The following is a 19,932-nucleotide window of genomic DNA, read 5'->3' on the forward strand; positions in this document are numbered from 1 at the left end:
ACCGTAGAGCAGCGTGGCGGGACCTGCCGAACGGGCGGCCCGGCGCGTCGTCCCGACGCTCGTCGACCGGCGTCGTCCCTACTTGATCGCCCCCTGCGTCACGCCCGCCATGACCCAGCGCTGCGTGAACAGGTACACGATGATCGCGGGCGCCATCGCCATGAGGTACGAGGCGAACGCGACGTTGTAGCTGCTGCTGAACTGGCTCTGGAAGACGCTCTGCAGCACCGGCAGGGTCTGCAGCGTGGAGTCGGCCGTGATGAGCGACGGCATCATGAAGTCGTTCCACGAGGCGAGGAACGCGAAGATCGCGACGGTCGCGCTCATGGGCGCCATCATCGGGAACACGACGTACCGGAAGACGGTCCACGTCGTCGCGCCGTCCAGCCGGGCGCTCTCCTCGAGCTCCTCGGGCAGCCCGCGGATGAACGCCGTGAACAGCAGCACGCTGAACGACAGCTGGAACATCACGTGCAGGAGCGCCACCCCGCCCGGGTTCGCGAGCCCGACCATGCCCGTCAGCTTCACCTGGGACAGCGCGAGCACGGGGAACGGCAGGAACATGGCGGCCAGCAGGTAGTAGAACGACCACCGGAAGAACCGGCGGTCCCAGTTGCGGGCGATCGCGTACGCGGCCAGGGACGCGAGCGCGACGGTCCCGACGACGGTCACCACGGTGACGAACACCGAGATGGCGAACCCGCGGGGGAAGTTCGTGAGCCGCCACGCCTCCACGAAGCCGTCGATGCTGATGGGCGACGGCAGGGAGAAGACCTGCCCGTCGACCGACTGCGCGGTCGTCTTGAAGGACATCGTGAGCGTCGCGTACAGCGGCGCGAAGACCGCGAGCGTGCAGACGACCAGGGCGATGGTGGTGCCCCGGCTCGTGCGTTCCTCGCCACCCCGGCGGCGCGGGCGCCCGCGCCGGACCGGGACCTGACCGGGGGTCGTCGTCGTCAGCGTCTGCGCGGTCATGACAGCGCGCTCCTTCCGCGGGTGAGGCGCAGCTGGGCGACGGCGAGCACCACGGCGATGAGGAAGAAGATGGTCGCGTTGGCCATCTGGTAGGCGTAGTCACCACCCGTGAAGCCGGAGAAGATCGTCATGGCGACGCTGCGGGTCGCCGTGCCGGGGCCGCCGTTGGTGAGGCCGACGATGATGTCGTAGGCGTTGAGGAAGTTCTTGAAGCCGATGACCATGTTGATCACGACGTAGCCCGCGACCAGCGGCAGCGTGATGGACACGAGCCGTCGGCGGGCGGACGCCCCGTCCATCGCCGCGGCCTCGTAGACCTCGCCCGGGATCGACAGGATGCCCGCGATGTAGATCAGCAGGGCGCTGGGCACCGCCTGCCACGCGGTGACCACGACGATCGTGATCCAGGCCAGGTCGGGGTCGGCCAGCAGGCTCTGCTCGAGGAACGTGATGCCGGTCGCCTGCCCCAGCTGGGGGATCGAGTTGGAGAACAGGAAGTTGAAGACGTAGGCGATGACGATGCCCGAGATCACCATGGGCAGCACGAACACGGCGCGCAGCGCGACCTTGGCGCGGATCCGCGCGGTCAGGCCGACGGCGAGCAGGAACGCCAGGACGTTGACCAGCAGCACGGTGACGAGGGCGAAGCCGATGGTGAAGAGGTACGAGCTGCGGATCGCCGGGTCCTGGAAGAGCGCCACGTAGTTGGTCAGCCCGGTGAACTGGAACTCCCCGAACCCCACCGAGTCGGTGAAGCTCAGCGTGATGCCCATGACCGCCGGCAACGTGATGGACAGCGTGAACAGGACGAGGGTGGGGATCAGGAAGAGGTAGAAGGTCCGCGAGACCGGCGGGCGGCGGTCCGTCCTCGGCCCCGCGTCCGCGACGTCGCTGCTCCCTGGTCGGGTTGCTGTGGCGCTGACCATGAGGTGCCTTTCGTCGTCGGTGGGTGTCAGGACCGGAAGGCCAGCCGCTGCCAGTCGGCGTCGAGCGTGCGCAGGACGGGCCGCGGGTCCGCCCCCGACGCGAGCGACTGCGTGTAGTTCTGCAGCGGGATCGACTGCGGGACCAGCTGGGACGCGCCCAGGTAGAAGTCGGCGCGGTCGTAGTACTCCCTCAGCTCGACGAGCGTCGGGTCCGTCACCGGGGCCGCGTCCTGCGTGACGCCGAAGCCCAGGGCGTGCGCGTTGTAGGCGTCGATGATCTCCGGCTGCATGAGGAACGACAGGAACTCGCGTGCCGCCTCCTTCTTGGTGGACCCCTCCGGGATCCACAGCGCGAGGTCGACGTTGACCCGCACCTTGCGGTCCCCGGGGTCGTTCGTCACCGGCAGCGGGAACGCACCGACGTCGAGGTCGGGGTTGGTCTTCGCGATCTCCCCGATGGCCCAGGGTCCCTGCAGGTACATGGCCGCCTCACCGTTCGCGAACGCGAGGTTGCCGTCGCCGTACCCGCGGCTCGCGGCGTCGTCGTTCGTGTAGGCGAGCAGCTCCTGCATCCGCTGGACCGGCTCGAGCAGCTCGTCGGCGAACGTGACCGGCCCGTCGTCGGCACCCTGCGCCTTGAGGCGGCTGAAGAGGTCAGTGGTGTCGAGCATGCCGCCGACCGTGTAGTCGAACGGGCCCTGCGCGATCGTCCACGGGTCCTTGAACGTGCTGTAGACCGGCGTGATCCCCGCCTCGGTGAACGCCTCGCACACGGCGACCAGCTCGTCCCACGTCGTCGGCGGGGTGAGCCCCAGGCCGGCGAACATCTCCCGGTTGTAGAGGACGGCCGCCGCCATCAGGGAGTACGGGATCACGCTGGTGCGCTCGGGGTAGCTCGCCGTGACCTCGATCAGCGGCTGCAGCTCGTCGAGCACGCGGCCGGCCTCCGGCATGTCACCGAGGTCGCTGAGCGCCCCCCGCTCCACGTACCGCGAGACCTCGAAGTTGTAGTTGAGGCAGCCGATGTCCGGCGGGGACTCCCGCACGAACGTCCCGGCCAGGTTCGACGTGGCGTCGTGCCGCACCCGGACCCGGGACTGCGACTGGTGGAACTGCTCGATGAGGTCGTCGAAGTAGTCGATGACCTCGGGCTTCGACTGGTGGAAGACGATCTCGGTCGTCCCCGACGCGGACGAGGGCCGCGCGCAGGACGCGAGCGCGAGCCCGGCACCGGCGACCCCGACGCCACGGAGGAACCCGCGGCGGCTCAGCCCCGCCGACATCAGCGATGCCTGTGACGCCATGCCTGCTCCCGTCGGTCGTCGTCGTCCCACGGAACGTGCGGGTCCAGCATGGCGCCGACCGGCCGGGGGCGCTCGTCGACGGACGGCCGGAGGCTCACGTGACGGCGCCGTGGGCCGGCCGGTGACCGGTGGGACGTCCCTGCCGGTGTCGGACCCCGGTGGGACCGTGGACCTCATGGACGCCGACGCCAAGACCACGCTGCACCGGTACCTGCGCGGTCAGCGCGACGGGCTGGTCGGCAAGCTCGACGGGCTGGACGAGTACGACGTGCGCCGCCCGCTGACGGGGACCGGGACGAACCTGCTCGGCCTGGTCAAGCACGTCGCGAGCGTCCAGGTCGGCTACCTCGGCGAGGTCTTCGGCCGCCCGAGCCCGCGTGAGCTGCCCTGGTTCGCCGACGACGCGGAGCCGGACGCCGACCTGTGGGTCCCGGCGGACGAGAGCCGCGCGTCGGTGCTCGACCTGTGGGAGCACTCGGCGGAGCACTCCGACGCCACGGTCGATGCGCTGCCCGTCGACGCGGTCGGTGACGTCCCGTGGTGGGGCGAGCGTCGGCGCGTGACCCTGCACCAGGTCCTCGTGCACCTGCTGGTTGAGGTCGCGCGGCACGCGGGGCACGCCGACGTCCTGCGCGAGCAGCTCGACGGGCGCGCGGGGCTGGTCGCCGACGACCCGAACGTGTCGAGCCGCAGCCCCGCCGAGTGGGCCGCGCACACCGTCCGCATCGAGCAGGCGGCGCGGGAGGCCTCCGGCCGCTGAGCCCGCCGGTGGCACGCGACCGTCGCCCAGGTCGCCCACCCGGCCAGGTATCTCCCCGGTCCTGCGTGCGCTCCTCCTCGTAGGCCGCGACGAGGCGGCCACCCGTCCGAGGAGGTCCTCATGCATCGACGACACAGGCTCGCCGCCGCCGCGACGGTCGTCGCCCTGGCCGGTTCCACCGCCGTCCTCTCGGCAGTGCCCGCCGCAGCCGCCAGCTCCTACGCCGAGCTCTCCATCACCCCGTCGCCATTCCACGCGGGTTACTACATCGTGATCGTCAGGGGCCACGTGCACGACGCCGGACCGACGACGACCGTGGGCATGCGGCTGATCGGGGACGACCCCGTCTTCAACGACGACCTCGGTGTCTCGCTCTCCACCACCGCCGTCGGCACCAACTTCGCCATGGAGGCACTCGTGTGGCACGGCACGCTCAACGAGGACCCGGAGGGCGGCGACGAGATCTTCGCCAAGGTCAGCGCCTCGAACGGGTGGAGCAGGAGCACGGCGAACGTCAACGGCCGCTACTGAGCCGACGCCCCACTGGTCACAGGACGTGGACCCGGCGCCAGAGCTCTGCCGGCGTCCTCCCCGGCCGGAAGCCGACGTGCTCGAGCATCGCGGTCGCCTCGGGGAAGTGGGAGGCGACGGCGTCCGGCGTGTGGGCGTCGCTGCCGAAGCTGACGGCGGCGCCGCCCTCGTCGGCCCACCACTGCGGGATCCACGGCCAGAGCCGCCGCGTGTTCATCTCCAGCGCCCGGCCGCCCTGGGCGATCGACCGCAGCGCCGACCGGAAGCCCTCCTCGAACCGGCGTTGGTCGAACGGCCCGGCGCTCGGGGCGGGCCACGTCCGGACCGCGTAGTCGATGTGGGCGACGACCTCGAAGACCTCGGAGCCGGCGACCATGACGGGGATCTGCGCGAGGTAGGCGTCCATGACCTCGGCGGGGGCGTGGTCGCGGTACAGGGTGTGGGGCTCGGCGGGCCCGTCGCCCAGGTCCAGCGTGTGCAGGGAACCGAGCACGCGGTCGATGAGGCCGAGGTCCACGAGCTGTGCCGCCTGGCGGCCGACGAGGTGCGGCTGCCCGAGCTCGAGCCCGGTGTGGATGCGCAGGTCGGGGAACTCGTGGCGCACGCGATCGACCGCGTCGAGGTAGCCGGCCGCGTCGAACGGCGCGAAGTCGACCGTGCCCGCACCGTTCAGGAGGTGCTGCTGGTGCGGCATCAGGTCCTCCGGCTCCGCGTGCCACGTGCCGGGGACGTCGAGGTGCTCGGTGAAGTAGATCGCCTCGAGCCCGATCCGCACCGCCTGCGCGCACGTGGCCCGCATGCGCCCGGCCGCGGCGGAGGCGGGCCCGCCCGTGTCCCAGGACCACTCGCTGTGCACGTGGCTGTCGGCCGGCAAGGTCATGCCCACGTCACGAGCCCTGCGTCACGATCGGTGCCCGTCAGTCGACGAGGTCCGCGTACTGCGGGTTCCGCTCGACGTAGGCGCGGACGAACGGGCACTGCGGGACGACGCGCCGCCCGGCGGCCCGCACGTCGTCGAGCGCGTACCCCACGAGCTGCGACCCCAGGCCCTTCTCCTGCCGGGACTCGTCGACGACCGTGTGCTCGAGCACGACCCTGTCGGCCCCGGTCGAGTACGTCAGCTCGCCGACCTCGTCGTCGCCGATCCGCAGGACGTACCGGCGTCCGGGCTCGTCGTGCTCGACGACGGGTGCGTCGGGTGCGTGCGCCATGGGTCACCCCTCTCGTCGGGCCCGGGGGCCTGGCCGTCCCCCGAGCGTACGTCGCACGCTCCTGCGCGTGCCCGTGGGAGCGACGCGTCGCTCCGGGGCCACGGGGTGATCAGGCGTCGGACCCCCGCAGGGCGTCGGCCACGGCGGTGAACGCGGGCTTCACGGCGAGCTCCTCGTCCAGGACCATCGCGGAGCCCTCGCCGGGGAAGAAGCCCGGGACCCACGAGTAGCGGTCCGTCACGCCCCACAGCGTCAGGGAGGTGCAGCGCTCGACGGCGACGCACGCGTCGACGGCGCGGCCGTAGTACTCGACCTGCTTCTCGACCTCGTCCGGCTCGGCAGTGCCCGCGGCGTCGACGGGGACGCGGACGTCGAGCTCGGTGATGGCGACCTCCAGGCCCAGGTCGGTGAAGCGCCGCAGGTTGGTCTCGAGGTCACCGGGGAACGGGTACTGCGTCGACAGGTGGCCCTGGACGCCGAACCCGTGCAGCGGCGCGCCGGCCGCGAGCAGCTCGGTCGCGAGCGCGAGGTACGCGTCGGACTTGGCCCCGACGGACTCGACGTTGAAGTCGTTGAGGTACAGGACGGCCTCGGGATCGGCCTCGTGCGCCCAGCGCAGCGCGTCGGCGACGATCGCGGTGCCGAAGCGCGCGAGGAACGGGTTCTCCTCGGTGCGCAGCACGCCGGAGTCGTCGAAGATCTCGTTGGCGACGTCCCAGTGCACGATCCGGCCCTTGTAGCGTCCGACGACCGTGGCGATGTGCTCCTGCAGCAGCGCGCGCAGCTCCTCGTCCGTGAACGTGCCGCTGGTGAGCCAGCGCGGGTTCTGCGAGTGCCACAGCAGGGTGTGGCCGCGGACCTGCTGACCGTTCTCCTGCGCGAAGTCGATCACCGCGTCGGCGCCCTCGAACCGGAACTCCTCGCGCGTGGGCCGCAGGAACTCCCACTTCAGCTGGTTCTCGTGCGTCACGGACGAGAACTGCTCGGCGATGACTGCGCGGTAGGCGTCGTCCTCGCCGAACGGGTCCGGGTAGCCGGCCGCGGCGTGGTGCCCACCACCGGCGACCGCGACACCGATCGCCAGGCCCGCGCGGGGCAGGTCCCGCAGCGCGACGTCGGGTGCGGCGGCGGGCGTGGGGGTCGGTGTGGGGGACGGGTCGCCGGCTGACGTGCAGCCGGCCAGGGCGAGCGCGGCGGCGGCGCTCAGCACGGCCCCGTTCCGGACGAGCCTCGTTGCTCTCATGACGCCGGATCGTACGGGCTGCGCGTCGGCCGGGGGGCGGGACCGCTCAGCCGTGGGACTCGGGCGGCCGTCCGCGCCGCACGACCGTCAGCGGAAGCGCCGCACGCGCGTGCGCGGGGACCGCCGGGTGCCGTGGCGGGACGGGCGGCACCTGCCGGTACGGCTCACCGGCCGTCGGCCGCGGGTCCGGGTCGCCGGCGTTCGGCCACATCGCGCACGCGCGCTCCGCCTGCGCGGTGATGGTGAGCGAGGGGTTGACACCGAGGTTCGCGGAGATCGTCGACCCGTCCACGACGTGCAGGCCCGGGTACCCGAACACCCGGTGGTAGGCGTCGACCACGCCGGTGGCCGGGTCGGCGCCGATCGTGCACCCACCCAGGAAGTGGGCCGTCATCGGCACGTCGGCGACCTCGCCCAGCGTGCTCATGGGGATGCCGTCGAGGTGGCGGGCCATGCTGCGGTACGCCGCGTTGGCCTGGGGCAGCCACGTCGGGTTCGGCTCGCCGTCACCGCGCGTCGACGTCAGGCGCCACCGGCCCGTCCACGTCCGGCGCGGCCGCACGGTGAGCGACGCGCCGCCGGTCTGCATGACGAGTCCGATGACGGAGCGGTCCGACCACGTCCGCAGCCCGGCCAGCACCGACACCGCGTGCCGGGGGTGCCGCACCACCTGCCCCAGCCAGCGGACCCAGCGCGGCACGCGCCCGCCGCCGTCGGTGAGCACCGTGCCCAGCAGCCCCATGAGGTTCGAGCCGTGGCCGTAGCGCACGGGCTCGATGTGCGTGCGCTCGTCGAGCCACACCGACGACGTGATCGCGACCCCGCTGTTGACGCGCGGGCCCGGCGCGCGCGGGCGACGGGCCGCGCCGCCGAGCGCCTCGGAGTTGGTCCGCGTCAGGTGCCCGAGCCTGTCGGACAGCCCCGGCAGCGTGCCGTCGGCCTTGAGCCGGTGCAGCAGCTCCTGCGTGCCCCAGGCTCCGGCGGCGAGGACGACCTGGTCGGCGAGCAGGGTGGTGCGCGGCCGGCGTCGGCCCGTCGGGACCGTCACGACGTCCCACCGTCCGTCGGGCCGGGGGGCCAGGGCGGTGACCGTGGTGTCGGGGACGATCCGCGCACCGGACCGCTCGGCGAGCCACAGGTAGTTGGTCTCCAGCGTGTTCTTCGCGCCGTGCCGGCAGCCGGTCATGCACTCGCCGCACTCCAGGCACCCGCGGCGTTCCGGCCCGGCACCCCCGAAGAACGGGTCCGCCACGGGCTCGCCCGGCGTCCCGAAGACGACACCGACCGGTGCGAGCCGGAACGTGTCCGCCACGCCGAGGTCACGGGCGACCGCGCGCACGACGTCGTCCGCCGGTGTCACCGTGGGGTTCTCGACCACGCCGAGCATGCGCTGCGCCTGGTCGTAGTGCGGCGCCAGCTCGTCGCGCCAGTCCGTGAGCGACGCCCACTGCGGGTCGCGGTAGAAGTCGTCGGACTCCGGCCGGTACAGCGTGTTGGCGTACACGAGCGAGCCGCCGCCGACCCCGGCGCCGGCCAGCAGGACGACGTCGGGCAGCACGTGGATGCGCTGGATGCCACGGCAGCCCAGGCGCGGCGCCCACAGGAAACGCCGCACGTCCCACGACGTGCGTGGCAACGTCTGGGGGGTGAACCGGCGACCCGCCTCGACGACGGTCACGCGGTAGCCCTTCTCCGAGAGCCGCAGGGCTGCGACGGACCCGCCGAACCCGGAGCCGACGACGACGACGTGCGGGGCGGCCGGCTCGGGCACGCTCACCTCCAGGCGTCGTCGCAGGTGGGGAGGCCGACGATAGCCGTCGCGCGCGGCGACGTGGCGCGCATCCGTGACCGGCCGCACCCGCGCGTCGGCGTGCGGCGCGGCGCTCCGGCGGGAAGGCTCGGGGTACCCACCCGAGGAGGAGCGCCCGTGCTGAGAGCAGAGCAGGTCACCGACGCCGTCGCCTACCACGGTGAGGGTCCGTGCTGGTCACCGACGTGGGGCGGCCTGCGCTGGGTCGACATGCTCGCGGGTGACCTGCTGACGCTCGACGAGGACGGCTCGGTGGGGCGCCTCCACGTGGGGGACGTCGCGGCGTTCGTGCGGCCGCGCTCGCGGGGCGGCTACGTCGTGGGGCTCGAGCGCGGCATCGGGCTCGCCGAGTCGCCGGACGGCGCACCGACGCCGCAGCCGGAGCTGTGGTCCGACCCGGGCGTGCGCCTGAACGAGGCCGGGTGCGACCCGTGGGGCGTCCTGTACGCGGGGTCGATGGCGTACGAGGCGCGGCCCGGGGGAGCGAAGCTGTACCGGATCACGCCCGCCGGGGACGTCGAGGTCGTGATCGACGACGCGACCATCTCCAACGGCCTCGACTTCTCGCCCGACGGCACGCGCGCCTACTACGACGACACGGCCACCGGCCGGACCGACGTCTTCGACGTGGTCGACCGGCGTCTGACGAACCGGCGGCCGTTCCTCGCCCGGGACGGCGAGAGCCCCGACGGGCTCACGGTCGACTCGGCGGGGAACGTGTGGGTCGCGCTCAACGGCGACGGTCGCGTCCGCTGCGTCTCGCCGTCGGGCGAGGTGCTCGCGGAGGTCGAGGTGCCCGTGCGCCTCACGACGGCCTGCACGCTCGGCGGCCCGGACCTGCGGGAGCTGTACATCACGACGTCGCGCGAGCACCTCGAGGACCCCGAGCCCGAGGCGGGCGCGCTGTTCCGCGTGCGGGTCGAGGTGCCGGGCCGGCCGGTGCTGCCGTTCGGCGGGTGAGCGCGGGACGGCCGAGCCGCTGATCGGCTGGTCCATCCCTATGGCCCGGGTCGTGCTCCGGGCGACCTACCGGCTCTCCCGCGGCGCGCGGATCCGGTAGAGCACGGTGCGGCGCAGCGGGTGGCCCTCGGGGATCGTCGGGTAGTCGAAGTCGTCCGCGGGGTCGTGGGTCATGCCGAGTCGACGCATGACGGCCCGCGACCGCTCGTTGGCCACGGCGGTGAACGACACGATCTCCGCCAGCACGAGCTCGTCGAAGCCCACGGCCAGCGCCTCGCGCGCCGCCTCCGTGGCGTACCCGTGGCCCCACGCCCAGCGGGGCAGCCGCCAGCCGACCTCGACCAGCTCGGGGTTCCAGCCCGGCCGCGCGAGCCCGGTGAAGCCGGCGAACCGTCCGTCGACCTCCAGCGCCCACAGCCCCCAGCCGTGCTCCTCGACGTGCGCCCGCGCGCGGGTGGCGAGCGCGTCGCTCTCCGCACGGGTCAGCGGGGACGGGAAGTGCTCCATGACCTCGGGGTCGGCGTTCATCTCGGCGAACGGCTGCAGGTCGGAGTCCTGCCACGGGCGCAGGAGCAGGCGTGCGGTGTGACGTTCCGGGACCATCCGGGCACCCTACGTCCCCACGCCCCACACAGCGTCGCGCGCATGGCCAGGCGCGGCCCCCGGCACAGAAGTGGTCACATCGGTACGCCCAGGGCCCGGAAGTGGTCACGTGTGCGACCACTGTGCGCGGTCGGGCGGGTTCACCTCAGGGCTGTGCCGGTCGCGTGGACGACCCTCGGGTCCGATAGTTTCGATCGGGCGCTAGAGAACGGTTGCCACCGGGGCGTCGGGTCTCGATCAATTGATGGGAGGTTTAACGACACGACCTGCGTCGACGTCATCCGCGAGAGTGTCATATCGATTCGAACCGTCCCCGAAAGTATCAGTGTCCCATTTGTCCCTTGACGGCCCTGGTGGGCGAGAGGGACGTTGCGTCCCCGGCCGACGCCGGTCACCGACCCAGAGGAGACGGGATCAATGACGACCCCACGACAGAGGCACCGCCGCGGACGCCTCGCCGCCGTCGGCGGCCTCTCCGCCGCCGCGCTCGCCATCACGCTCGCGGTCCCCGCTCAGGCGGCGGGCAGCACGCTGCAGGCGGCCGCCGCCGAGACCAACCGGTACTTCGGTACCGCGATGGCCGCGCACTACCTGAACAACTCCACCACGATGAACGTCGTGAACCGTGAGTTCAACATGATCACGGCCGAGAACGAGATGAAGATGGACGCGATGCAGCCCAACCGCGGCCAGTTCAACTGGTCCTCGGGCGACCGCATCGTCAACTGGGCCCGCCAGAACGGCAAGCAGGTCCGTGGGCACGCGCTGGCGTGGCACTCCCAGCAGCCCGGCTGGATGCAGAACATGTCCGGGTCCTCGCTGCGCACCGCGATGCTCGAGCACGTCACCGGTGTCGCCACGTACTACCGCGGCAAGATCCACAGCTGGGACGTCGTCAACGAGGCGTTCGCGGACGGCAGCTCCGGCGCGCGGCGCAGCTCGAACCTGCAGGGCACCGGCAACGACTGGATCGAGGCCGCGTTCCGTGCCGCCCGCGCCGCGGACCCGGGCGCCAAGCTTTGCTACAACGACTACAACACCGACAACTGGTCCCACGCCAAGACCCAGGCGGTCTACAACATGGTGCGCGACTTCAAGTCGCGTGGCGTCCCGATCGACTGCGTCGGCTTCCAGGCGCACTTCAACTCCGGCAACCCGGTCCCCTCGAACTACCACACCACCCTCGGCAACTTCGCCGCACTGGGTGTCGACGTCCAGATCACCGAGCTGGACATCCAGGGCTCGGGCAACTCCCAGGGCGAGCAGTTCCGCGGCATCGTCCAGGCGTGCCTGTCCGTGGCCCGCTGCACCGGCATCACCGTGTGGGGCGTCAAGGACACCGACTCCTGGCGCGCGTCGGACACCCCGCTGCTCTTCGACGGCAACGCCAACAAGAAGGCCGCGTACAACTACACCCTCGACGCCCTCAACGCCGGCGGCACGACCGCGACCCCCGGTGGTCAGGCGGGCCCGCAGCCGACGCAGCAGCCGACGCAGCAGCCCACGCAGCAGCCGACGGCCAGCCCGACGACGCCCCCGCCCACCGGCGGCGGCAGCTGCACGGCCACGTACTCCGAGGGCGAGAAGTGGAACGACCGCTTCAACGGCGTCGTGACGATCCGTGCCAACGGCAACATCAGCAGCTGGACCTCCACGGTCACGGTTCGCTCGCCGCAGCGGATCATCGCCACCTGGAACGCGTCGCCCACGTGGCCGTCCTCCAACGTCATGGTCATGCGCCCGGCCGGCGGCGGGGCGCTGGCCAACGGCCAGACGGCCTCGTTCGGGTTCACCGTCCAGCACGGCGGCAACTGGACGTGGCCCACCGTGAGCTGCTCGGCCTCGTGATCGGCTGAGCACCGGCTCCACGCACGCAGCGGGCGCGGCCCCCCCCGGGACCGCGCCCGCTGTCATGCCCGGGAGTGGCGAGCGGAACACTTTCCGCGTGCCCCGCCCGGCGTTCGGCGTACGGCAGGCGACGTAGGCTCGTGAACGTGGCCACCTTCTCCTCCGTAGCGCGTCAGCATGTCCTCCAGGCGATCGAGGAGTACGACCGCCGTGGCGGCGAGGACTTCCTCGCGGTGTACGGCTTCGCGCCGCAGGGCGAGTGGACGCTGACCCACGAGGGCAAGGTGTACGACCTCCCCGCGGTCGTGGGCGTCGCGCACCGCTTCGCGACGGGACGTCTGGCGACGTCGGACGACCTCGCCGGGAGCCTGGCGAGCGCGGCGGCGATCATGCGCAAGCGCGGCTTCGACGTCACGCAGCCCGGCGGCGGGCCGGTGGCGGCGCCGGTGCGCGCGAAGCGGGCCCCGCAGCGGAGCGCGCCGGCGGCCAAGCCCCGCAAGTCGTCCGCCGAGCCGGAGCGCGTCGCGCCCGTGTGCCCGACGTGCCACATGACGCTCGCCGCCATGGGCAACTGCGACTACTGCTCCTGACCCCAGGACGCGCCGCCCCGGGGGCCGGGGTCAGCGCGTCGTGCCGCGGACCACGAGCCGCACGGGCATGACCAGGTGCTCCGCGTCGGACTCCTCGCCCGCCATGCGCCGCTCCAGGAGCCGCAGGGACTCGGCGACCACGAGGTCCACGCGCGGGTCCACGGTGGTGAGGCCGGGCACCAGGTGCTCGCTGACGTCCAGGTCGTCGAAGCCGACCACCTGCACGTCGTGCGGGACGCGCAGGCCGCAGTCGTGCAGGCCGGCCATGACCCCGATGGCGACCTGGTCGGTCACGGCGAAGACCGCGTCGACCAGCAGTCCGCCCTTGATGGCGTTGCGGATCATCTCGCGGCTCTCGGCCATGGCGAAGTGCGCGGGCGGCAGGACGAGGCGCACGTCGGCGTCCAGCCCGGCCGCGGCGTGGGCGGCGCGCCACCCGCCGGTGCGCGTGCCGACCATGCCGGTGTGGTCGGCGTCGAGCGTGCCGCCGACGATGGCGATGCGCCGCGCCCCCCGCTGGATGAGGTACGACGTGGCGAGCTGGGCGCCCTCGAAGTTGCCGAGCTGGACGTGGTCGCGCGCGGTGGGCATCGGCTTCTCGCCCAGCAGCACCAGCGGCATGTCGCCGTTGAGGCGCGCGACCTCGGAGTCCTTGAGGCCGACGACGGACAGCAGGACGCCGTCGTACATCTGGAGCCGCGCCTGTGAGAGCGCGCTCAGCTCGCCCTCGCGGCTGGCGCCCGTCTGCTCGACCACGAGGTGCCGGCCGCTGGGCAGCAGCGCGTCGGTGACGGCGGCGGCCAGCTCGGCGAAGTAGGGGTGGTCCACCCGCGGGATGGACAGCGCGATCGTGCCGCTGCGCCCGGCCCGCAGGCTCCGGGCGGTGAGGTTGACCTGGTAGCCCAGCTCGTCGACCGCCGCGAGCACCCGCTGGCGCGTCGCCTCGCTGACGCGGGGCCGGCCGTTGACGACGTTGGACACCGTCATGACCGAGACGCCGGACGCCTTGGCGACGTCCTTGAGTGTGGGCATGTCGATACCGTACTGACGCGGGCGCCCCAGCGGCACGGACTGAGTCCTTGACATTTCGGAAATCCTGCCCGAAGGTCGGGGTGCGCCGCGTGTAACGATAAACACACCCTCGACGACGAGGGTGGAGACCTCGCACATCGGCGTCCCGCCTGTAGGAGCGTCAGCGCTGACGCCCGGCACCGATCACCGAAGGGACCTCCGTGTCTTCCCTGACCGCCGTCATCAACCTCGACCTCCCCGGGCCCACGATCAGCCGCCACGTGTACGGCCACTTCGCCGAGCACCTGGGCCGCTGCATCTACGGCGGCTTCTGGGTCGGCGAGGACTCCGAGGTCCCGAACGTGCGTGGCATCCGCAGCGACGTCGTCGAGGCGCTGCGCGGGCTCAAGATCCCGAACCTGCGCTGGCCGGGCGGCTGCTTCGCCGACGACTACCACTGGCGCGACGGCATCGGGCCGCGCGACCAGCGGCCCCGGATGGTCAACTCCCACTGGGGCGACGTCGTCGAGGACAACTCCTTCGGCACGCACGAGTTCATGGACCTGTGCGAGATGCTCGGCGCCGAGCCGTACGTCAACGGCAACGTCGGGTCCGGCACCGTCCGGGAGATGAGCGAGTGGGTCGAGTACCTGACGCGCTCCGACGACTCGCCCATGGCCGACCTGCGCCGCGCCAACGGCCGCGACGAACCGTGGCGGCTGCCGTTCTTCGGGATCGGCAACGAGCCGTGGGGCTGCGGCGGCAACATGTCGGCCGAGCACTACGCCGACCTGGCCCGCCAGTACGCGACGTACGTGCGCAACCACGGCGGCAACGCGGTCTACAAGATCGCCGCCGGCGCCAACGCGGACGACTACGCGTGGACCGAGGCGCTCATGAAGGTCTCGCAGAAGCTGGGCTGCGGCTGCGACCCGCGCGGCTTCTTCCAGGGCATCTCGATGCACTACTACACGATGTCGGGCGACTGGAGCGTGAAGGGTCACGCGACGGCGTTCGACACCGACGACTGGTACGTCACCATGCGCCGCGCCCACAAGATGGAGGAGCTCGTCCGCGGGCACTCCAACGTGATGGATGCCTACGACCCGGAGCACCGCATCGGCCTCGTCGTCGACGAGTGGGGCACCTGGTGGGACGTCGAGGAGGGGACCAACCCCGGGTTCCTGTACCAGCAGAACACGTTGCGTGACGCGCTCGTCGCGAGCACGCACTTCGACACCTTCCACCGGTACGCGCACCGCATCTCCATGGCGAACATCGCGCAGACCGTCAACGTGCTGCAGGCGATGATCCTCACGGACCCCGACTCGGGCGCGCTGGTCCTGACGCCGACGTACCACGTGTTCGAGATGAACACCGGCCACCACGACGCGTCCTCGCTCGCGGTCCACGTCAAGGGTGAGGTGCCCACGCGCGAGGTCGAGGGCAAGGCCGTGCCGATGCTGTCGATGTCGGCGTCGACCAAGGACGGCACGGCACTGGTGTCGCTGTCGAACCTCGACGCCGACGCGCCGACGTCGGTCGTGCTCGACCTGCGCGGCGCGGCCGTGACCGGGTTCGACGCCCGCGTCCTGACGGCGCCGACGATCCAGACCCACAACAGTCCCGACCATCCCGACGCGGTCGCACCCGTCGTGCACGACGGCGTCCGGCGCCACGCCCTCGGCCTCGAGGTCGACCTGCCCGCCCGGTCGTACACCACCGTCCGTCTGGAGCTGGGTCTGTGAGCGCCCCCGAGGCGACGGGCGAGCTGGCCGTCCACCGCTCCGGCAACCCCGACGCCCCCACGGTCGTCCTGCTCCACGGCGTGACGGACTCGGGGACCACGTGGCCCGACCTCCTCGCGCGCTGGGGTGACCGGTACGACGTCCTCGCACCCGACCTGCGCGGGCACGGCTCGTCCCCGCGCTTCACGCCCGAGCAGCTCCCGCAGGCGCCCGAGGTCATGCTGGCCGACGTCGTCGCGCTGCTGGACGCCCAGCCGGAGCCCGTGGCCCTCGTCGGGCACTCGCTCGGCGGGCTGCTGGCGCTGCGCGCGACGCTCGCGCGCCCGGAGCGGGTGCGGGCCCTGGTGGTCGAGGACCCCGCCAGGCCGACCGGTGCGCACACGCCGGACCCGGGGTTCTCGGCGATGCTGCTCGGCCAGACGCACGTCGTCATCGCGGACCGCGAGGCCGAGATCGCGCGCATGCGCCGCGAGACGCCGTGGAGCGACACCGAGATCGAGGCGTGGGCGGCCACCCGGGCGGACGTCGACCAGGAGTACCTGCGGCTCGGGCTCTTCCTGGGCGACGCGGCCTGGGAGGAGGCGTTCGGCGCGCTGCAGGTGCCGACGCTGCTCGTCCTGCCGGAGGACGCACCCATGGCACCGCGACCCGACGGTTTCGACAACCCGCTGGTGCGCACGGTCGTCGTCCCCGGGGCAGGGCACTGCGTGCGCCGCGACCAGCCGGACGCCTACCACGCGGCCGTCGACGCGTTCCTCGCGGAGCACGACGGCTGAGCCCGGGCGGCTACGAACTCACTGCCCGGCGAACCACCGCGCGGTCGTGGCTTCCAGGTCCGCGACCGGGCCGGCCACGACCAGCGAGCGGCACCCCGACGCCTCCCTGGCGACCACCGGCCCCTGGTGTCAGAGGTAGCCGCCGGTCTCCACCGTCTCCGCGGCGGGCTCCGCCTTGGTGCGCAGCAAGGTGCCTCGCAGCAGCAGTGCCTGACGGCCCGTGGCGCGCACCAGCAGCCACGGCGTGCGCGACACGGGGCACTGGTGGAGGGAGGCGGTGCCGTCCGTGATGGTGGGCGTGAAGGCAGCGACCTCGGGGTCGGCGTCCTGGAGGTGGTGCTCGAGGTAGCTCTCCGCCTCGAGGCTGCGCATGCCGACGGTCTGCAGGCACGTGCAGGACCGCATCTCGCTCGTCGCGCGCTGCTGGTCGACGTACGCCTGCGCGGCGCGACGCACGGCCGGCCGCAGCAGGCGCTGCCCGCCCGCGGCGCACAGCACGGTCAGCAGGATCACCAGCGGCCACGTGACGGCGTCGACGCGCGCGGGCTCCGTGGCGTACAGGTCCCCCATGAGGCCCTCCGTGACGACCCCGGCCAGCGTGATCGCGACGACGAAGCCGATGGCGCCGCCGGTCACGGCCGCGCCGGCCCTGCGCGTCTTCGCCGACCGCTCGTCGGGCACGTCGGGCAACCAGCGTCGGATGTGGCGCAGGACGCCCGCGTCCGTCGCCGACAGGCCCGTGCCTTCGGGCAGGCGCCACCAGCGCCACACGCCCAGCGCGACCACCGCGGCGACGGCCGGCGTCCACGGGGGCAAGAGGCCCAGGCCCGCGGTGACGGCGACGGCCGTGGCGAGGACCGCCGCCGCGACACCGGGGACACGCTCGCGCCACCAGGACGGCTGCGTCGCGCGCTCGTCGCGGAGCGTGGCGACCGCCGTGGCCACGGGACGCATCGTCGCCAGCGCCTCGAGCACCAGGCGGGCGCCGGCGGGGTCGCCGCGCTCCTCGAGGCGTCGGACGACGTCCAGCGTGGGCGCGGTGCCGTCCTCCGGGCGCGGGACCGTGTCGGTGAGCAGCCGGGCGGCCGCGCCGATGGGCCGGGTCGCCTCGGCCGCGTCCTTCCTGGAGCGGGCGAGCACGTCGGCGACCGCCACTCGCCGCTGCAGCACCTGGGTCTTCGGGGCGGTCTCCAGCAGCGCGCGCCACACGCTGTCCGCCAGCTCGTCCTGGCCGCACTGCTCGGCGGCCCGGGCCAGCAGGTAGGCGTGCGTCGTGGCCGGCGACCCCTGCAGGCCCTGGCCCGCGCGGTGGAGGGCGCCGAGCGCCTCGAGGTCCCCCTGGGCGGCCCAAGCGGCCAGCGCGACGACGTCGCGCCACGTCAGCTCGGCGGAGTCGCCGACCGCGCGGTCCACGTCGGGGAGCAGCTCGAGGGCGTGCTCGGGACGTCCCGCGAGGACGGCGATCCGTGCGCGCTCGTTGGGCCGGTCCTCCGCCAGCCCGCGCGCGGCGGCGGACTCCACCACATCGCGGTTGACCGCGAACTCGTCCATCAGGTTGGCGCTGGAGCTGAACCCGAAGAGCAGGCTCTGACCGTCGATGCTGTTCATGGCCTCGCTGCCGTGGGGTCGGACGGGCGGCGGCCCGTGGGGGTTTGCCGCTGATTGTGGACCGGCACGGAGGAGCGCGGACGGGACTTCAATGTGACCTACATCACATGCGCTGCCGCAGCGGCGCGGACGCGCGCCAACACCGGCGCGGCGCTCGGCCCGCCGCACCGGTACCGTCGGCTGCCGTGGACGTCGACCCCCAGCAGGCCACCGCCGCCGACGCGCCGGCGATCCACGCGCTGCGGCGCTCGCTCGAGGACTGGATGGCCGCGCGCGGCATCGACCAGTGGCCCGCCGGGTCCGTGCCGGCCGAGCGCATCGCGGCGCAGGTGGCCGACGGGCAGTGGTGGGTGGTCCGCGACGACGAGGGGCTGCTCGGCAGTGTCCGCGTGGTCGGCACCGACCCCGAGTACTGGGGTGACGACGACGCCCCCGCGCTGTACGTGCACGGGCTGATGGTCGACCGCCGGGCGTCGGGCACCGGGCTGGGCCGGTCGCTCGTCGAGTGGGCCGGGGAGCGGGCGCGCGCCGCGGGTGTGACGTGGCTGCGGCTCGACCACCGCGCGTCCAACCCGCACCTGGACGACGTGTACCGGTCGTGGGGCTTCGAGCCGGTCGGCGTCACCGACCGCCCGGGGTTCGAGGTGGTGCTGATGCAGCGCCCCGCGGACTGACCCGTGCACCTGCGGACGAGCTGCAGGGCGTCAGGCCGGTCTCACGGTCCCAGGAGCGCGAGCGGGACGACCGCGATCCCGTCGGGCCGACGGTAGGCGTACGGCCCGGTCGTGACGACGACCCGGTCGGCCAGCCGGTCGCCGAGCTGTGCACCGAGCCAGCGCAGATGCCGGACGTCGTCGTCACCGACCGTGGCGGCGAGCTTCACCTCGATCGCGACGACCCGCCGATCGGCCGCCTCGACGACGAGGTCGACCTCGCGGTCGGTGTTCTTGGTCCGGAGGTGCCCCACCTGCGCACCGGCGGCGGTGGCGTACACGCGCACGCTCTGCGTGACCAGCGACTCGAACAGTGCCCCCAACCACGAACCCGGCCGTGCGGTGACCCTGGTCCCCTCCCCGCGGAGCAGGGCCGGCGCACCCACGCCCACGAGCCGAGCGGCGAGCGCGGGATCGACGAGGTGGTGCTTGGGGGTGCGTGTCAGCCGGTTGAGCGGCGCGAAGGTCGGGGCCCAGGCGGGCAGCGGGTCGAGCACGAAGATGCGCTCCAGGTGCTCCCGGTAGACGTCGACGGTCTGCCGCGCGGGCTTGTCGACGTCACCGGCGGTCGCGGCATCTCGGATCGTCGACCATGCGGCGTCGGTCGCCGTGGCGGCGCCGTACGCAGCCAGCCACGCGCGCAGGGCGCGTGGACGACGCACCGCGACCCCGGCCTCCGGGAGCTCGCGTTCCACGATCCGTGCGAGGTAGCTGTCGAGCTGCACCTGCCGCGCTCGCGCCGGCAGGTCCCGGATGCCCGGGAAGCCGGAGCGGAGGATCTCCTCGGTGTAGGTCGCCAGGTCGACGTCGCTGCGACCGCCGACGGTGCCGGCCGCTCCGGCCAGCAGGGCGCGGAGGGACACGGTGGGCTCGACCAGCTCCCGTTCGCTCATGGCGAGCGGACGCATGGGCAGGCTCACGATGCGACCCGCTCCGGAGTGGAGCCGGACGCCAGGCGCGGGCCCCGCCGACCCGGTCAGGAGGAACCGTCCCCCCGCGGGGTCGTCGTCCACGGCGTGCCGGACGCGGTCCCACACCGGAGGAACGAGCTGCCACTCGTCGACGAGCACGGGCGTCGGCGACGACGTCACGATCCCGGGATCGGCCTCGAGCACCTCTCGCATCCGCGGGTCGGTCAGGGTGAAGGTCGTCACCGCGCGCTGCGTCGCGGTGGCCGTCTTGCCCACGCCCTTGGCTCCCTCGAGAGCGATCGCCGCCAGGTCCCCGAAGAGCTCGTCGAGGGTGTCGTCGATGACGCGTCGCCGGTAGGCCATGCGTCAAACTAACATCTGGATGGCGCGCAATCAGGCATCTG

Annotated in this window: 19 protein-coding genes; 8 read left to right on the forward strand and 11 right to left on the reverse strand. The window is 72.8% G+C overall.

The annotated features are described in order from the left end of the window. Nucleotides 1-78 precede the first annotated feature (78 nt). From IR158_RS10590 to IR158_RS10600, 3 genes are read right to left on the reverse strand one after another with little or no spacing between them, the layout of a single operon-like run. A complete protein-coding gene (locus IR158_RS10590) occupies nucleotides 79-975 on the reverse strand; it encodes a carbohydrate ABC transporter permease (protein WP_291812742.1) in 897 nt (298 codons plus the stop codon). Then, nucleotides 972-1,901 (reverse strand): carbohydrate ABC transporter permease, encoded by a 930-nt coding sequence (locus IR158_RS10595; RefSeq protein WP_291812744.1) that lies wholly within the window; start codon nucleotides 1,899-1,901, stop codon nucleotides 972-974. Before IR158_RS10595 ends, IR158_RS10590 begins: the two co-directional genes overlap by 4 nt. Before the next feature lie 26 nt (nucleotides 1,902-1,927). Next, a complete protein-coding gene (locus IR158_RS10600; protein WP_291812746.1) occupies nucleotides 1,928-3,205 on the reverse strand; it encodes an ABC transporter substrate-binding protein in 1,278 nt (425 codons plus the stop codon). Nucleotides 3,206-3,380: 175 nt separating this feature from the next. Between IR158_RS10600 and IR158_RS10605 the strand changes: the two genes are divergently transcribed. Both IR158_RS10605 and IR158_RS10610 read left to right on the forward strand, forming a co-directional pair. After that, a complete protein-coding gene (locus IR158_RS10605) occupies nucleotides 3,381-3,965 on the forward strand; it encodes a DinB family protein (RefSeq protein ID WP_291813350.1) in 585 nt (194 codons plus the stop codon). 120 nt (nucleotides 3,966-4,085) lie between these two features. Next, entirely contained in the window at nucleotides 4,086-4,496 is a 411-nt protein-coding gene (locus tag IR158_RS10610) for a hypothetical protein (protein ID WP_291812748.1), read from the forward strand. Between the two features lie 16 nt (nucleotides 4,497-4,512). On the opposite strand, the gene IR158_RS10615 is transcribed toward IR158_RS10610, so the two are convergent. The 4 genes from IR158_RS10615 to IR158_RS10630 all read right to left on the reverse strand — a co-directional run bounded on the left by IR158_RS10615 (nucleotide 4,513) and on the right by IR158_RS10630 (nucleotide 8,721). After that, complete coding sequence (locus IR158_RS10615) at nucleotides 4,513-5,376, reverse strand: PHP domain-containing protein (protein ID WP_291812751.1); 864 nt, start codon at nucleotides 5,374-5,376, stop codon at nucleotides 4,513-4,515. 37 nt (nucleotides 5,377-5,413) lie between these two features. Then, nucleotides 5,414-5,707: a GNAT family N-acetyltransferase gene (locus IR158_RS10620; protein WP_291812753.1), complete on the reverse strand. Its 294-nt coding sequence runs from the start codon at nucleotides 5,705-5,707 to the stop codon at nucleotides 5,414-5,416. 109 nt (nucleotides 5,708-5,816) lie between these two features. Next, nucleotides 5,817-6,950 carry an endo-1,4-beta-xylanase gene (locus IR158_RS10625; RefSeq protein ID WP_291812755.1) on the reverse strand — a complete coding sequence of 378 codons (1,134 nt, stop codon included), beginning with the start codon at nucleotides 6,948-6,950 and terminating at the stop codon, nucleotides 5,817-5,819. Nucleotides 6,951-6,996: 46 nt separating this feature from the next. Further along, nucleotides 6,997-8,721, reverse strand: coding sequence for a GMC family oxidoreductase (locus IR158_RS10630; protein ID WP_291812757.1), 1,725 nt, complete (start codon nucleotides 8,719-8,721; stop codon nucleotides 6,997-6,999). A gap of 156 nt (nucleotides 8,722-8,877) precedes the next feature. On the opposite strand from IR158_RS10630, the gene IR158_RS10635 reads away from it, so the two are divergent. Further along, nucleotides 8,878-9,720 (forward strand): SMP-30/gluconolactonase/LRE family protein, encoded by an 843-nt coding sequence (locus IR158_RS10635; RefSeq protein ID WP_291812760.1) that lies wholly within the window; start codon nucleotides 8,878-8,880, stop codon nucleotides 9,718-9,720. A gap of 66 nt (nucleotides 9,721-9,786) precedes the next feature. Here IR158_RS10635 and IR158_RS10640 read toward each other — a convergent pair whose 3' ends face one another. Beyond that, nucleotides 9,787-10,323 carry a GNAT family N-acetyltransferase gene (locus tag IR158_RS10640; RefSeq protein ID WP_291812761.1) on the reverse strand — a complete coding sequence of 179 codons (537 nt, stop codon included), beginning with the start codon at nucleotides 10,321-10,323 and terminating at the stop codon, nucleotides 9,787-9,789. Nucleotides 10,324-10,740: 417 nt separating this feature from the next. Here IR158_RS10640 and IR158_RS10645 point away from each other — a divergent pair, with 417 nt between their 5' ends. Together IR158_RS10645 and IR158_RS10650 are read left to right on the forward strand one after the other, a co-directional pair. After that, complete coding sequence (locus IR158_RS10645) at nucleotides 10,741-12,171, forward strand: endo-1,4-beta-xylanase (protein ID WP_291812763.1); 1,431 nt, start codon at nucleotides 10,741-10,743, stop codon at nucleotides 12,169-12,171. Nucleotides 12,172-12,317: 146 nt separating this feature from the next. After that, nucleotides 12,318-12,761: a hypothetical protein gene (locus IR158_RS10650; protein WP_291812765.1), complete on the forward strand. Its 444-nt coding sequence runs from the start codon at nucleotides 12,318-12,320 to the stop codon at nucleotides 12,759-12,761. A 30-nt stretch (nucleotides 12,762-12,791) separates the two neighbouring features. On the opposite strand, the gene IR158_RS10655 is transcribed toward IR158_RS10650, so the two are convergent. Beyond that, nucleotides 12,792-13,793, reverse strand: coding sequence for a LacI family DNA-binding transcriptional regulator (locus IR158_RS10655; protein ID WP_291812767.1), 1,002 nt, complete (start codon nucleotides 13,791-13,793; stop codon nucleotides 12,792-12,794). Nucleotides 13,794-13,993: 200 nt separating this feature from the next. Between IR158_RS10655 and IR158_RS10660 the strand changes: the two genes are divergently transcribed. Continuing rightward, nucleotides 13,994-15,520: an alpha-L-arabinofuranosidase C-terminal domain-containing protein gene (locus IR158_RS10660; protein ID WP_291812769.1), complete on the forward strand. Its 1,527-nt coding sequence runs from the start codon at nucleotides 13,994-13,996 to the stop codon at nucleotides 15,518-15,520. Further along, the gene (locus IR158_RS10665; RefSeq protein WP_291812771.1) at nucleotides 15,517-16,296 is read left to right on the forward strand and encodes an alpha/beta hydrolase; all 780 of its coding nucleotides are present in this window, start codon (nucleotides 15,517-15,519) and stop codon (nucleotides 16,294-16,296) included. The genes IR158_RS10660 and IR158_RS10665 overlap by 4 nt, the downstream gene beginning before the upstream one ends. A gap of 129 nt (nucleotides 16,297-16,425) precedes the next feature. On the opposite strand, the gene IR158_RS10670 is transcribed toward IR158_RS10665, so the two are convergent. Continuing rightward, entirely contained in the window at nucleotides 16,426-17,904 is a 1,479-nt protein-coding gene (locus IR158_RS10670) for a hypothetical protein (protein WP_291812773.1), read from the reverse strand. Nucleotides 17,905-18,089: 185 nt separating this feature from the next. On the opposite strand from IR158_RS10670, the gene IR158_RS10675 reads away from it, so the two are divergent. Continuing rightward, nucleotides 18,090-18,578, forward strand: a complete 489-nt coding sequence (locus IR158_RS10675) for a GNAT family N-acetyltransferase (RefSeq protein ID WP_291812774.1) — start codon at nucleotides 18,090-18,092, stop codon at nucleotides 18,576-18,578. Between the two features lie 41 nt (nucleotides 18,579-18,619). On the opposite strand, the gene IR158_RS10680 is transcribed toward IR158_RS10675, so the two are convergent. Continuing rightward, a complete protein-coding gene (locus IR158_RS10680) occupies nucleotides 18,620-19,891 on the reverse strand; it encodes a DUF4143 domain-containing protein (RefSeq protein WP_291812776.1) in 1,272 nt (423 codons plus the stop codon). Nucleotides 19,892-19,932: the final 41 nt, after the last annotated feature.

Source organism: Cellulomonas sp. (assembly GCF_015234515.1).
In the GTDB taxonomy this organism is placed as follows: domain Bacteria; phylum Actinomycetota; class Actinomycetes; order Actinomycetales; family Cellulomonadaceae; genus Cellulomonas.

Excerpts from the sequence above, each read along its gene's own strand:
- IR158_RS10590 (WP_291812742.1), bottom strand. The coding sequence starts at position 975 with ATGACCGCGCAGACGCTGACGACGACGACCCCCGGTCAGGTCCCGGTC.
- IR158_RS10600 (WP_291812746.1), bottom strand. The coding sequence starts at position 3,205 with ATGGCGTCACAGGCATCGCTGATGTCGGCGGGGCTGAGCCGCCGCGGG.
- IR158_RS10645 (WP_291812763.1), top strand. The coding sequence starts at position 10,741 with ATGACGACCCCACGACAGAGGCACCGCCGCGGACGCCTCGCCGCCGTC.
- IR158_RS10640 (WP_291812761.1), bottom strand. The coding sequence starts at position 10,323 with ATGGTCCCGGAACGTCACACCGCACGCCTGCTCCTGCGCCCGTGGCAG.
- IR158_RS10615 (WP_291812751.1), bottom strand. The coding sequence starts at position 5,376 with ATGACCTTGCCGGCCGACAGCCACGTGCACAGCGAGTGGTCCTGGGAC.
- IR158_RS10625 (WP_291812755.1), bottom strand. The coding sequence starts at position 6,950 with ATGAGAGCAACGAGGCTCGTCCGGAACGGGGCCGTGCTGAGCGCCGCC.
- IR158_RS10610 (WP_291812748.1), top strand. The coding sequence starts at position 4,086 with ATGCATCGACGACACAGGCTCGCCGCCGCCGCGACGGTCGTCGCCCTG.
- IR158_RS10620 (WP_291812753.1), bottom strand. The coding sequence starts at position 5,707 with ATGGCGCACGCACCCGACGCACCCGTCGTCGAGCACGACGAGCCCGGA.
- IR158_RS10680 (WP_291812776.1), bottom strand. The coding sequence starts at position 19,891 with ATGGCCTACCGGCGACGCGTCATCGACGACACCCTCGACGAGCTCTTC.
- IR158_RS10655 (WP_291812767.1), bottom strand. The coding sequence starts at position 13,793 with ATGCCCACACTCAAGGACGTCGCCAAGGCGTCCGGCGTCTCGGTCATG.
- IR158_RS10595 (WP_291812744.1), bottom strand. The coding sequence starts at position 1,901 with ATGGTCAGCGCCACAGCAACCCGACCAGGGAGCAGCGACGTCGCGGAC.
- IR158_RS10605 (WP_291813350.1), top strand. The coding sequence starts at position 3,381 with ATGGACGCCGACGCCAAGACCACGCTGCACCGGTACCTGCGCGGTCAG.
- IR158_RS10670 (WP_291812773.1), bottom strand. The coding sequence starts at position 17,904 with ATGAACAGCATCGACGGTCAGAGCCTGCTCTTCGGGTTCAGCTCCAGC.